This window comes from Firmicutes bacterium HGW-Firmicutes-1 (assembly GCA_002841625.1).
GTDB lineage: Bacteria > Bacillota > Clostridia > Lachnospirales > Vallitaleaceae > HGW-1.
This window is the reverse complement of record PHAG01000009.1, coordinates 248,481-262,884: the sequence shown is the minus strand read 5'-3', so window position 1 is coordinate 262,884 and position 14,404 is coordinate 248,481. Positions and strand designations below refer to the sequence as shown.

The following is a 14,404-nucleotide window of genomic DNA, read 5'->3' as shown; positions in this document are numbered from 1 at the left end:
TTACTCACCTACTTGTACAGCTTGAATAATAGTCCCAACTACCATGTCAACATCCTGTTTGGTTAATCTTAAATGTATGGGTAAGGACAAAATATGATCACTCTTATAAGAGGCTCTAGGGCAACTTCCCATTGCATAGGAATACATTGAATATGTAGTATTATCAATATAATGTACTCCTGGGTATATTTCATTATCATTTAGGACCTTCATTAATTCATTTCTATTTTCCACTTCAATAATATATAAGTGTCTTGATGACTCGCATCCTTCAGTGATAGGTATCGTTCTAATAAACTCCTTATACTGACTAAAACCTTCATCATACCAGCTCGCAATTAGTCTTCTATAACTATTATCTTGTTCAAGATACTGCAATTGAACAAGTCCAATACTAGCCATAATCGAATTTCCATGATACTTAAAACCAACATATTCAACATTGTATCTCCACTTATAGCTACCACTGTCATTGCTTCTAAGATAAGTATCTTTATTTATTCCAAGCCATGATAACTTTCTTGCCATTTGATCCATATCCTTATCCTTAAAGCAAATCATTCCTGAATCTGCTGTAGGTAGATTTTTAACTGCTTGAAATGAATAAACAACAACATCAGCTTCCTTACCAACATTTTCACCGTCAAGCTTAGTACCTGCCATATGAGCCGCATCTAAAATGAGCTTTAAATTGTATTTTTTACAAAGTGTTACAATTTCTTTGTACTTACCTACATTACCTCCGATTCCAACAAATACAATTGCTTTTGTTTTTTCATTTATTTTTTCTTCTACATCTACTGGATCTAAACATAGAGATTCATCAATATCTGCAAAAACTACCTTTAGTCCTTCATATGTAATCACATGATTTGTTGAGATAAACGTGAGCGGAGTTGAAATAATTTCATCCTGATCTTGCCAGCCCAGGTCATCTTTTAAAATCTTTACTGCTAAATGAAGGCCTACCGTTGCAGAATTTACAAAATGAGCATGTGACAACCCCGTATATGCTTTCCATTTTTCTTCAAACTCAATCGTTTTATAGCCTAGGCCTGTCCAGCCTTTTTCTAAGCAATCTCTTATCTCTTGTAAGCATTCTTCCACTTTAAAGGTTGGAACGAATAGCTGTATTGACATATTATCAACCTCTTAATTCATTATTTCATGCGACCTACAATCATTATATTAATTGACATCCACTAAGGTTCTCTTATCACGTACAATTTTTTCATGCCTTTGATTTATCAACTGTATTACAGCTTATAATAACTTTTATACCATTCCCAAAATCTCTTAACACCGAATTCAACTGAAGTATTAGGACTAAAATTGATTTCCTCCTCCAGTTCTTTACAATCAGCAAAAGTTATTGGAACATCTCCCGGTTGCAACGGTTTATAGTCTTTTTTGCTTGCTTTTCCAATTTCCTTTTCTATTACTTCAATGAATTTTTCCAAATCAACTGGTTGTCCATTACCAATGTTATATACCTTATATGGAATCTCTTCTTCTGAAGGCTTTCCTAAGAGTCTAAATAAGCTCTCAATAATATCATCAACATATGTGAAGTCTCTTTTCATTTTTCCATAATTAAAAACTTCTATCGGTTTATCATTTAGAATAGCCTCGGTGAATAAAAACAGAGCCATGTCAGGTCTTCCCCATGGACCATAAACAGTAAAAAATCTCAATCCCGTTGTAGGTAGGTTATGTAAATAGCTATAGGTGTAAGCCATTAGCTCGTTTGCTTTTTTCGTAGCAGCATACAGACTAACTGGATGGTCAACATTTTGCAAAACACTAAAAGGTATATCAGTATTACCACCATATACTGAGCTAGAGGAAGCATAAATAAGATGTTCAATTTTATATTCCTTACATACCTCTAAAATATTCAAAAACCCTTGAATATTAGCATCTATATAGGCTCCTGGATTTATCAAACTATATCTTACACCTGCTTGAGCAGCCAAATGAAATACCTTAGTTATTTGATTTTTTCTGAATAGTTTATTTAAATTCTCTTTGTTGGTTATATCAAGCTTATGAAATTCAAATGTATCGCTTTTTTTTATTATTTCTAACCGTGCTTTTTTTAGCTTAACATCATAATACTTATTTAGATTATCAATTCCTATAATCTCATATCCTTCTTTTATTAACCTTTGGCATAAATGAAACCCAATAAAACCTGCACAACCCGTCACTAAGATCATAAATATACTCCTTCCCTATTTTCATCAACTTTTTATATGCGATTTAATATATTATATGGACAACATATATATTGGGTTCCCTAGATGAAATCATACATAATGAAATTCATAGTTGATATCATATAAAACACAAAAAATCAATATATATGAGAAAGGGTAAGCTAGTTAAGTATCTTTAAATGAGGTGTAATAATGAAAATAGGCTTCTCAGCAGATTTTGATGGTCCAGGAGGTGCTCGATCTTGGATTAAAACTTTTAGTAATTACTGTAAACATAAAGGACACGATATTAGTTATGGCTTAGATTTAAATGTTGATGTATTCTGTTCTGTAGCGAATATTTCTACAGTTTCTGACTTAAAGCAGTTAAAAGAAAGAGGGATTAAGATTCTTCAGAGGCTCGGCGCAATTTATTTATACTATGATCATCCAAGTAAAGTATTGATTGATAGAAAAAATGATCTTTTGAAAGAACTAACTTCCTATGCAGATGCAATCGTATATCAGAGTAAATTTTCTAAAGAAATCTTATTTAGAAGCATTTATAATGGAAAAGAGCCTGATGGAGACATCATTTATAATAGTACGGATGCATCGGCTTTTAGTCGTTATGGATATAAATTTTCAAGATCTCAAGATAAAATATTAATATTAGCTATAGCACATTGGGGAACACCTCATACCTCAGCTAAATTAATTGAAATATTCTTAAATATAGCCAAAAGATTTCAAGGAATAGATGATGTTGAGTTCTGGGTACTAGGTAGAGCAACTTCTCAAGACGAAATGTTTATTAAAAATGCAAACCTATCCAATATTTCTGTAATCAATCTTACTACTCCGATTGACTATAACTTAATGCCTTATTATCTAAGAACTGCTGATTTGGTTTTACATCTAAAAGCAAATGAAGGATGTTCAAACCTTGTAATAGAATGTATTCATACTGCAACGCCTTTGGTAGGCCTGAATACTGGGAGCCTTCCCGAATTGGTTGGTGATGCTGCATTGTTGGCAGAATGTACTACAGATATAGAGGGGTTTCCTGATGTAAATATTGACAATTTGTTTAATAACATTGTTATTACCTTGATAAAAAGAGATTACTATCAAGAAAAAATGCATGATCGCACTAAATTTTTTACACTAGAGGAAACTTATGAAAAATATTTAAATAAGCTAAAAAAGCTTTGCGAATCCTAATCTAGACATAATCCATACCATGGTTTCAAATCAATTAGATAGTGATAATCTATAAAGTTAAGTCATATATATATTTGTCATGGGGTTTTTTTTATATATGGAGGTGCTTTTTATGGCAGTACCAGTAGTATGCTTTGTATCTTATAATAGGCTAGGTGTTACAGCTAGTAATCTAGATACTTTACTTAAAACAGAAGATGATTTCGAATTATATATCGTCGATAACTTTTCTATGGAAAATAATTGGGATTATATCATGAGCTTAAAGGATGAACGAATAAAAGAAATAAAAAGATTTCGCAAGAACTACGGTAGTATATGTGCGATCAACTATGGTTTAAGCCACCGAGATGAGAAGCAATCGTTTGTACATATAGAAAATGATGTAAGTATACTCGATAAAAATTGGGTAAAAAAATTCGAGCATACCCAGGATACTTTTCCTGAGTTAGCTCTAATTGGCGCAGTATCAAAAGGATATATAGAATCGTTAAAAAGAAGATTTCCTATTTCTGAGTCTATTAATATGGATAGCGAATGGATATTGAAGAATAAGAATGTTCTTATTTTAAAGCCAATGAGTAGAAATAATATAACTACTTACTTTTTTCCTAATATTCTTGGAAATATAAATTATATGACTCCAAATATATTAAAACATGTAGGCTACTGGAGTGAAGAAGTCTATGGAGGTGATGCAGAAATGTGTGGAAGGATAAATAGATTTACTGAATATTATACAGCAATTACAACAAACTTTTATATAGATATTATTGACTTTATAAGTTGCAATCAATGTATCGCACAGGACTACTGCTCCTACGATAAAAAAATAGATGGTCAGTGCTGTCAAGAATATTTGAAAAAGAAAAGTGTATCCTATACACCTTTTTATAAGCAACAAAATGTAAAAACAAATGAATTCTTAGATAAAATAAAAGATAAAAGCCGCTCCTTATATTGTGCTTCTATACATGATGCTGAATCAATGATTAATAACCAATATGACTACGAAAATTCAATCAATAACTTCAATAGATTTTAAAAAGATCCCCCACTTAAGAAATGGGGGATCTTTTTATTTACTCTTTAACAAGTAACTTAATTTGATCAATATATTTTTCACACATAATATCCTGCGTAAATAAAATAGCTCGCTCTTTTATTTTATTTTTTATAACATCATAATGTTCAAAGGTCTGCCTTATTTTATGAGCCATATCTTTTATATTAATCTCAGGGAATTCATCATAGGAAGGTTTGCACTCACACAGCAATCCTGCATCACCTAATAACTCTGGTGTACTTCCTGAATTGAGTCCCACTATTGGTATTCCTACATTCATTGCTTCAACAATCAAGTTTGAACACGCATCATTAGAACGGGTATGTAAAATCATATCTGCAGTTCTGATATACTTGGGCATATCTTCCCGTTTAATAGGTGTTTTCAAATCATATTTCGTAATATTAGGTAAATTAGCATCTTGGATAAGCTTTTCGGTTTCTGGATAAGCGAGGCCTAAAATCCAAAATTCAATGGCTTCATTATCGAGAAATTCTTTTGCAATCTTTAAGATTGCATGAATACTATAATTTGCCATTAAAGGGGTGCCCCAATAAGCAATAGATAAAATTATCTTTTTATCTATCGGCCTTAATAAAACATCTCCTTCTGGTTTAAACACTTTCGTATCTGCACCATTATATATAATATCTCCGGGTATCTCTTTTCCATCAAAAAGCAATTTCACTAAATCTTTAGAAAAATTACTTTGATAGATAACTCTATCAGCATGACTAATTGAATCCCGAACTTGCTTATTGAACAATTCAACTTTCTTATTGTCTTCCAATAAGTAATCAAAGTAAATACCATCCATTCTATAGATAATTTTTGTATTTCTTTTTTCATACTCCATAATTTTTTCCAAAGATAAATAGTTTGCCAATGTAATTAAAACATCAACTTCCTCATCAGTATTAAAAAAAACATCATAACCCATAGATATACAATAATCGCTAAAGGTTTTAACCCAGGATGTTGCACCTCCTTTACCGTTAGTACCTATAGGAAACCCTATTTTCATAATAAATCGCCCTCCAAGCAATGATTCTTTAGAATCCTATTCTTCTATCTATTTTTGCTCTCTACACAAACAATTTTCCAAATATGCTTATGATATTCTGCGCTGCCTTATCTAGTGTATAATTTTTCGCAACATCGTTATAGGCATTGTTGATTATATGACTTCTCAAATTCTCATCATAATACAATCTCTTAATAGCTTTAATCCAGTCTTCTGGTGCAGAATCAACTAAAATACCGTTTTCATTGTCCTTGATTGCATATAAATAAGAACTGGTCTTACTGGAAATAATAGCGGTATTGGTAGCACCTGCTAAGGCGTATTTTATTTCAGATTTACAATCAATAAATTCTTTTATCGTTCTTCTATTTCTTTTTTGTATTCTGATGATAGCCGCTTCATCTGCTATCATTGGATTTAATAGTATTTGACAGCCTTTTAGATAAGAAACCATTTGTTCAAAGGGTACAATTGGAACAATCGTAGTACCCTCAATACTTTTGAACAATTTAGCACTGCCACCCATACATATAAAGTTTATATCCAATTCATTTCTAATAGTAGTGATTATTTGTTTCATAATATCCAAGCCAAAACCGCCTGTGCTTGCCCATATAATATTAAATCCGGCTAGCTCCATTGCTTGTGTTTTATCAATAACCTTCATATCAACAAATGTTCTAAGAACATGAACATTTTTATTATACATCTGGATATGCTTTTCGATAGAGTCATTTGAACATATTACAGCATTACAGCGCTTTATAAATTCAATAGGCAAACCATCTTGATCATCTAATAACAAATCATCTAATAAATAAATAAACATTTTACTGTTCTTATATTGATCTATCAAAGTAAAAATCCCATTCGCATCATTTGATGAAATCATCACCCCATTTGCGCCAATTCTTTGAAATATAATAATATCATTGGTAAGTACAAGTTCTTCGTTAAAATGAGTATAACTAATCACTGAACTATTCATATGTTGTTCGATGCCTTTTGAAAGCTCAAAACAGCATTTTATCGTGCTAGCACATAGTGGATCTGAGTATACAAATAATACTTTTATTTTTATGACCTCCTTAATAGTAAAATTTTCAATTAAATATTGGTATATGTTTTTTCAATGCAGCGATCAATACCTTCGTACAGCTATTATAACTATATTCACTTTCCATCATATGCCTACCTGCTATTGAAAATTCTCTTCTAATCTCAGGATATACAATAAGACTTTCGAGTTTTTGATACCATTCCTCTGGAGTAGAAGCTAAATATCCATTTACACCATCCGTTATTAAGCTTTTATGTACTTCAAAATCGGATACAACAACAGGTAAGCCTAGCATCATCATAGGCTTTAGCCCAAAGGCTCCCTTCCCATCTCTTTCGGGTATATTTAAATATGGTACGATACAAATATCTGATTTTGCAATTTGGGGAACCAATTCCTTCAAGTAAATTTCTGAGGGTTGAAAAGGAATGAATTCTGCAAATGGAAGAACATCTCGAATATTTGAGCTGCGATCGGTCCATCCATAATGTTTTCCCAAATGCCATCCATATAAATGTAATTCTACATTATATTTCTCATGTGCTTTTATTAAAACATCTTTAATCATTAGCAAATCATCTACATAAGCATCCGCAAAATTTTTCTGCCAACAAATAATTAATGGATTATTCTTTCTTTCTTCAAAGGGTATATAAGGATAATTTTGAAAATCTGGTATACTTTCAACTGCTTCAGTAGCTGTCACTACATAATTTTTCAATAGCTCCGCATGTTTCTTGTTAGCTACCAAAATCAGATCTGTAACATTTAAGGTGTTAATGTGCTCAATTTGATTCATTCCGACAAAGTCATCATCAATATGAATCAAATAAACTTTTCCCTTAAGATGTTTTATATCTTCATAACTGTGTGCACTATAAATTGTTTTTTGAAAAAATATAGCATCACAATTTGGTTTTGCAAGAATGTCTTTTTTATCAACTGTATTTTGAATAACTTCTACATCATACCCCTCATTTTTTATAGCCTGAGCAAATAACTTTCCCGAAATCGTTGTTGGTGCCATTTCATTATCAGATAAAAAAAACTTAATTTTCATATAACATCACCTATCTATTGATTATCAAAATATTGAGATATGTTTATTAACAGATTCAACAAATCTTTTAAGTACCTCTTCTTCATTATATTGCTCTTCAATTAGTCTTCGTGCATTCAATGAAAATCTCTCTCTTAATTCTATATTCTCAATTAAAGCACTAATATTATCAAACCATTCTTCTTCAGTTGAGGCTAAAAAGCCAGTTACGCCATTTTCAATCAAACTTCTATGATGAAGAGAATTTGTTACAACTACTGGAATCCCTAAAGACATCACCCTTTTTAATCCAAATCCACTTTTCCCGATTCGATCTTTATCACTCATATTATAAGGCATGATAAAAATATCTGATTTTGCAACTTGAGGTACAATATTTGAAAGATATTCCTTAATAGGTTGATACTCTACACATCTTGAAAAAGGTAGCGCCTCCAAAACAACTTGTCTTCTATCTGGATAGTCCTTTCCCATGTGCCATCCATATAAATGTAATTCAATACCATATCTTTCATGTAGTGCATTTAAAGGGCCTTTAATCATTAAAAATTCTCTTACATAAGCATCTGCGCAGCCTTGCTGCCAACCTATTATTAAGGGATTATTATCTTTTTTACGTACTAACGTATATGGATAATTTTCAATATCCACAACACAAGAAAACACTTCAACTGGTGTGTAGGTATAATGAGCTAATGCTGACTTATGTTGATTGGTTCCTACTAAAATGAGATCGGTTATATTCAAGGTATCTATATGTTCCTTAACAACCATATCTTGAAAATCATCATCAATATGAATTAAATGAACCCTTCCCTTTAGATGCTTAATATATTGTTCGGTATGACCTTTACATTGAATCGTTTTTTGAAAAAATATTGCATCAAAAAAAGGGTTTTCGAGTATATTTAATTTCTCTTCTTTGTTTTGAATTATCTCAATATCATATCCCATTTTTTTCAAACCTATTGCAATGGCTTTATCTGAATACGTACTAACTGCATCTTCATTTGAAGACAAGAAAAAGCCTATCTTCATATTGTTCACCTCATTTCTATAATCAATTTGCATTCTTAATAAAGAATTCAAAGTTTTCTTTAGCCGATTCATGATTATATACATAATCAATTGTTGAATCCGGGTCATGTATAGAAGCACAAAATGCAGTACGTCTTTTTGCATTTAGCTCCTGTAAATAGGCAGCTTCTTTAACCTGTATTATTTTTGCAAATTCTCTATGCTTATACAACCTATCATATTGGTCAAAACAATTTTCATCCATTTTAATCAATGTGCATTTTTCTTTTAGCAAACAATCGTCACATGAAATCCTTTGGGTTTGATCAATGAAAATGGTAGGAATAAAGCCAGTCTTATAAGGTGTCATTTTATTAATACGTGCACATATATCTATGTCCGCTCCACATGTTTCTTCATTCCAATACCCTAAATATTCAAATACTTCTGGTCTAATGCAAATACAACATCCAACTATAATATGAAAGGGGTAAAACCCCTCATCATTTTGAGCAATCAACTGACTTTTTATATTTTTTTCTTCAAAAAATGTGTCTCTTACCGCACCTAACAAGCCAACCTCAGGAAAGGCATCCATTACATTCATATATTTACGAACAAAATCCTCAGTTAATACACTGACATCACTGTCTAATGTAATGTAAAATTGCTCTTTTTTACGTTTCCTTAAAATATAATTCATTGCGTATACTAAGCCACGGTTAACCTCGAATCTTTCCCTAAGCTTGATTCTATCATCCTCCAAACTTTGTATAAATTCCCACGTGTCATCCTTTGACCCATTATCAATAATATACAATTCGAAATCATCTGTTGTCTTTAAAAGTGCGGTTAAATTTCGTGCATTTAATCCCGCCCTATTCCATGTAACAAAACTTACCATTGGTGGTATCATAATTCTCTCCTTTTTTACTAGTCAATGTTACAAGCCTTCACATTCGGTTAAATGTATTCAACACTAATTCGCTTTATCTATAAAGAATTGAAAATTATCCAACGCCCATTCTTTATGATAAACATGATTCTTAATGGACTCCGGATCATGTATAGATGCACAGTAGATAGAGCGTTTTCCTTCTAATAACTCATGGGTATATGCTGCATGTTTGTCGCTCATTGCTGCAGTAAATTGTGGATACTGATCATTTTTTTTATATACCTCAAAACAAGTTGTAGCATCTTTTAGAAGAGAGCATTGATCTTTTATTAAACATTGATTACATAGTATACTTTTTGTTAATTCAATTTCTATACATGAACTATAGCCTGTCACATAGTTTGTAAATTTATTAATTCGAAAACAATTATCGCGATCTGCCCATCCGGTTTCTTCATTAAAATATCCTAATTGATCAAGTAGTTCTGGACGAAAGCAATTGCAACACCCTCTAACTTGATAAACTCCATAGTATCCAACCTCTCCTTTACTTATCAATTCTGGTAATGGCTTTACTTCATACTCTAATATTACTTGATTCGTAGCTCCTAGTAATCCTAGCTCCGGAAAGGTCTCCATGGTATCTAAGAACTTAGTTACCCAATCTTTTGTTTTTATACGTATGTCATTTTCAACTAAAATAAAATATTGCTCCTTATTCCTTTTGCTTAATGCATAATTAATTGCATATACTTCTCCCCGATTGATATCAAATCTTTTTTTACATTTAATTCTTTCATCTTTGACACTCTGAATAAACTGCCAGGTATCATCTTGTGAATTATTATCAATTATGTATAATTCAAAATCATCATTCGTATCAAGAAGTGCTCTTAAATTAAGTGCTGTTAATCCAGCCCTATTCCATGTTATAAAGCATATTAATGGTAACTTCATTTTAAAACCTCTCAATCATAAATGAATTCATATTTAGCTTTCCCACTCCCATTGTCTCTTTGCAATATTTTCTAGATATTTACCATATTCCGTATGATTTAATGGTTTAGCAAGTAATTGTAGCTGTTCATATGAGATGTACCCTTTTTTATAAGCAATCTCTTCAATACAACCAATATAATATCCATTTGTTTTTTGAGCCTCACTTACAAAATTGGCTGTTTCTATTAAACCTATGCATGTACTAGTATCAAACCAATTACTTCCTTTTTCCAGTCGTATCACTTTTAATTTTTGCTGAGCATGGTATACCTGATTTATATCCATAATTTCCAAACCACTGGTTAATGATGATTTTAAATTGTGAACAATTTCAACTATTGAATTATCATAAAAATAGATTCCTGGAATAGCTAAGTCTGGTGTCAATTCCTTAGGTTTCTTTCCACTTAATGCAATGCGTTCTGCCAAATTATAAGCACCATCCTCAAAGATGAAAGCTCCCTGAATATAATCATCCATGCTATTCAGATATATTTCTATTTCTTCTCCAAGAAGGAGCGTATTTCCCAATAGTAATGCAACTGATTCATTATCAATAAAGTTTTTCTCCAAAAGGAACAGCTCGGCAATTCCCTTTAATTGTTCATGAATTTTATAGGTTAATTGAATACCTAATGATGAGCCATCACCTAGTAATTCTAGTAATTGTTGATGAATAACTGTATCAGTTGGAGTCAACATAATCTGTATTTGCTTTATATTTGACATCATCATAATATACAATTCATAGTAAATAAATGGCTTATCATATATTGGTAAAATGTGTTTTGATAGGGCCTTTGTTATTGGAAATAGCAATGGTTCTGAACCGTTAACTAATATAATACCCTTCATGATACCTCCTTTTGAGAAGTCAAGGACCTTCCGGTACCCTTGACTCTCATTTTGAGAAGTCAAGGACCTCAGGTATCCTTGTCTCTCATTTTTGAAAAGTCAAGGACCTTCGGTACCCTTGACTCTCATTACTTGTCCAAGTTTTATAGTCATGGGATATGCGCTCAGTTATTATATAGTATGAAGACAAAAATGGATAAGTGCATTACGTGGAAAATACAATATCAGTGTTCATTTCAGTTGCGAGTAGGACAACTTTTGCATATAATACCATGTACCATAATAACAGGTAAAAACCCGAATTGGAGAGGATATTAATGCAAGGGGAAGACAACTTATTTAACCGAATGAAAAAGATTCATAGTAATACTTCATTATATGATTTTGGTGGGGGTTCACCACTACCTAAGTGCTATTTAATGGCTTATTTAGCATCTCACTTTAAGCTGCAAAATTATGTTGAGATTGGTGTATATAAAGGGAAGAGTTTATTTTCAGTTGCTCAGGCTTTTATGGACAATAACGGAAATGCGTATGGAATTGATCCATATTGTCTCAGTGAAGCCAAAGAATATGATTTAGAAGAAGGATTCAGAAATAAGGTAAATACCTTTCTTGAAGGTATTGATTTTGAAGCTATGTATAACAATGTGTTGATAAATAATGAAAAATATGGTCTTTCTGATGTTGTTCAAATCATTAGAAAAACCTCAAACCAAGCTGTTTTAGATTTCGAAAAAATCAAAATAGATATGTTACATATTGATGGTAATCATGATCGTAAAAATGTACAAGCAGATATTGATCATTACGCCCCCTTAGTAATAGATGGCGGTATTATTGTGTTCGACACAATAAATTGGGCTTCCGTAAAAGAATGCTATGAACAATTTAAAAAGAAAAATCTTGTTTTATTTGAAAATAATCAATTTGGCATCCTTATGAAAAAAAATAAAGCTCAGAAAAATTTAGATACTGCAGCGATTATATCAAGAAAGCTGAAAAATATGTATTCAAGATTACTTGAAACAGAAAATCAAACAGTAATGAAAAGACCTACTATAAATGTAGGTGTATTAGCCTATAATCACGAAAAATATATAGTTGAGTGTATTGATTCAATTGTAAAACAACGAGGCGATTTCGACTTAAAAATTATTATTTGTGATGATAACTCTACAGATCAAACAACGAGTATGATAGATACGTATATTAAAAATACAGTAATGAGTAAAAACATTACTATTGAGCATTTAATAAGCAATGTAAATTTAGGTATGGTAAAAAATTTAAAGCGTGTGATAAGATCTTGCCAAGGAAGTAAATATATGGCGCTGGTGGACGGTGACGATTACTGGATTCATGATCATAAAATACAAAGACATATAAATTTTATGGAAATTCACCCAGAATGTGCAATTTCATTTGATAGTATTATTATGGACTATGAAAATGAAAGAAAACAAGAGCTTTATAATATGCAACAAGAAGCTATCGGCGATATTTTTACCACATTATATATATTAGAAAGGTATATTATTGGAAATATTTCCTGTGGTTTTTATTATGGTCCGTTCATAGAACAAATACCAGATGCTCTTTTTGAAATGTTTGTTGGCGATTGGATGTTAAATATTTTCTGTTCCCAATTAGGGGATATTGGTCATATAAAATCTGTAATGACACTTTACAGAAAACATGATCACGGTATTTGGTCGAGTCAGGACGCCTATGATAGAAATAAAAAAACAATCGAGTGTATTGATGATTATAATCGTTTCTTGAATTATACATATGATGTAGAATTCTCCAAAACGCGGCACGGATTTGCTCATAGAAGAGATGAAAGGTATTTAGAAAGCTATGATCTACTTATTATTGATGAAGATTTTCCAAATCCACAAAACGTAAAGTATGAACAATTTATAAGCTATCTTCAAAACATTCATTCAATGAAAATTTTAACAACTGCTTTCTTAGAAACCATTCATCAGTTAATTATTGATTTCAAAAGAAAGTTCCCTGAAACTGAAGGAAAACTGTCCCCCTTTATTGCTCTCGACTACATAAATACTAAACTGCTCTATTTTGATTCTTTGACAACTGCTGCTTCCCTTATAGACGTAGTTGAAAAAAGAAAATTTCCTTTTATCTTTGCATTATATAATGACATATCCTTCGAAATAGATAACGCTACCTTTAACAAAAGGTTAAAAAGAGTATTGCAAAGCCCATGCTTGAAAAAAATTATTGTTGCTGAAAAGAAAATAAATGATTATTTACTTGATAATAACCTTGCAAAACCCGAACAAATTGAGTACGAACAAGGTTATCCTAGAGTAAAATTATTGAAGGATTACATTCAATCTGATTCCGATTCTAACGTTGAAATTTCAATGGATAAAGAAAGTAACAACGTAGATAGTATTGATGTGGAAAATCTAGTTACACCTAAAGAAACGTCATCTAAATCTGTTCCTACAGAATTTCCTGATGTAGTTAAAAATTATAATACGCCTAAAAACATAGGTAAAGAATTATTATCTTACCAACTAAAGTATGGTGGAAATTATTACAAATTACCAGCTCCTATTGCTGAGTTTGAAAAAAACGGTTGGGTTCTTCTGTCAAATAGTGATATAATCGTTGCAGGAAAAAGAAGTGCAGTAGGGATTGAGCTAAGAAAAGATAATCAGATCCTAAGAACTCAAATTATAAATTATAGTGAAAAAGGTGCACCTATAGGTCACTGTTTTATTACTTATATAGAATACTACAACTATGGCGCTGAGATTTCTTTAGAATTACCAAAAGGAATTACAGAAAGATCTACCATCGAAGAAGTATTCAAAGCTTATGGAGATCCAACTGAGGTTGATGAATCTACTAATTTCAAATATTACACATACGGAAAAACATTCGAAGGTGTTACCTTTGTGACAAGTGGTAATGAAATTGTAAAAATCGAAGTTACAAATTATTCACCAAATGAATTAGATTAAT

Annotated in this window: 12 protein-coding genes; 3 read left to right on the top strand and 9 right to left on the bottom strand. The window is 31.5% G+C overall.

Annotated elements, in window-relative coordinates; genetic code table 11:
* Positions 1 to 1,140: an aminotransferase DegT gene (locus CVU84_12185; GenBank protein ID PKM94214.1), complete on the bottom strand. Its 1,140-nt coding sequence runs from the start codon at positions 1,138 to 1,140 to the stop codon at positions 1 to 3.
* A gap of 116 nt (positions 1,141 to 1,256) precedes the next feature.
* The gene (locus tag CVU84_12180; protein ID PKM94213.1) at positions 1,257 to 2,225 is read right to left on the bottom strand and encodes a hypothetical protein; all 969 of its coding nucleotides are present in this window, start codon (positions 2,223 to 2,225) and stop codon (positions 1,257 to 1,259) included.
* 186 nt (positions 2,226 to 2,411) lie between these two features.
* On the opposite strand from CVU84_12180, the gene CVU84_12175 reads away from it, so the two are divergent.
* Together CVU84_12175 and CVU84_12170 are read left to right on the top strand one after the other, a co-directional pair.
* Positions 2,412 to 3,422, top strand: a complete 1,011-nt coding sequence (locus CVU84_12175; GenBank protein ID PKM94212.1) for a hypothetical protein — start codon at positions 2,412 to 2,414, stop codon at positions 3,420 to 3,422.
* Between the two features lie 79 nt (positions 3,423 to 3,501).
* Positions 3,502 to 4,467, top strand: a complete 966-nt coding sequence (locus CVU84_12170) for a hypothetical protein (GenBank protein PKM94211.1) — start codon at positions 3,502 to 3,504, stop codon at positions 4,465 to 4,467.
* Between the two features lie 37 nt (positions 4,468 to 4,504).
* On the opposite strand, the gene CVU84_12165 is transcribed toward CVU84_12170, so the two are convergent.
* The 7 genes from CVU84_12165 to CVU84_12135 all read right to left on the bottom strand — a co-directional run bounded on the left by CVU84_12165 (position 4,505) and on the right by CVU84_12135 (position 11,401).
* Complete coding sequence (locus tag CVU84_12165) at positions 4,505 to 5,512, bottom strand: hypothetical protein (protein ID PKM94210.1); 1,008 nt, start codon at positions 5,510 to 5,512, stop codon at positions 4,505 to 4,507.
* Between the two features lie 61 nt (positions 5,513 to 5,573).
* Positions 5,574 to 6,500: a hypothetical protein gene (locus tag CVU84_12160; GenBank protein PKM94209.1), complete on the bottom strand. Its 927-nt coding sequence runs from the start codon at positions 6,498 to 6,500 to the stop codon at positions 5,574 to 5,576.
* A 115-nt stretch (positions 6,501 to 6,615) separates the two neighbouring features.
* Positions 6,616 to 7,632, bottom strand: a complete 1,017-nt coding sequence (locus CVU84_12155; GenBank protein PKM94208.1) for a hypothetical protein — start codon at positions 7,630 to 7,632, stop codon at positions 6,616 to 6,618.
* A gap of 24 nt (positions 7,633 to 7,656) precedes the next feature.
* Entirely contained in the window at positions 7,657 to 8,814 is a 1,158-nt protein-coding gene (locus tag CVU84_12150) for a hypothetical protein (GenBank protein ID PKM94207.1), read from the bottom strand.
* Positions 8,693 to 9,565, bottom strand: coding sequence for a glycosyl transferase (locus tag CVU84_12145; GenBank protein ID PKM94206.1), 873 nt, complete (start codon positions 9,563 to 9,565; stop codon positions 8,693 to 8,695). Before CVU84_12145 ends, CVU84_12150 begins: the two co-directional genes overlap by 122 nt.
* A 63-nt stretch (positions 9,566 to 9,628) precedes the next feature.
* Positions 9,629 to 10,504 carry a glycosyl transferase gene (locus CVU84_12140; GenBank protein ID PKM94205.1) on the bottom strand — a complete coding sequence of 292 codons (876 nt, stop codon included), beginning with the start codon at positions 10,502 to 10,504 and terminating at the stop codon, positions 9,629 to 9,631.
* Between the two features lie 33 nt (positions 10,505 to 10,537).
* On the bottom strand, positions 10,538 to 11,401 hold the full coding sequence (locus CVU84_12135; GenBank protein ID PKM94204.1) for a glucose-1-phosphate thymidylyltransferase: 864 nt from the start codon (positions 11,399 to 11,401) through the stop codon (positions 10,538 to 10,540).
* A gap of 317 nt (positions 11,402 to 11,718) precedes the next feature.
* Here CVU84_12135 and CVU84_12130 point away from each other — a divergent pair, with 317 nt between their 5' ends.
* Complete coding sequence (locus CVU84_12130) at positions 11,719 to 14,403, top strand: hypothetical protein (GenBank protein ID PKM94203.1); 2,685 nt, start codon at positions 11,719 to 11,721, stop codon at positions 14,401 to 14,403.
* The last annotated feature ends 1 nt before the right edge of the window (position 14,404 follow it).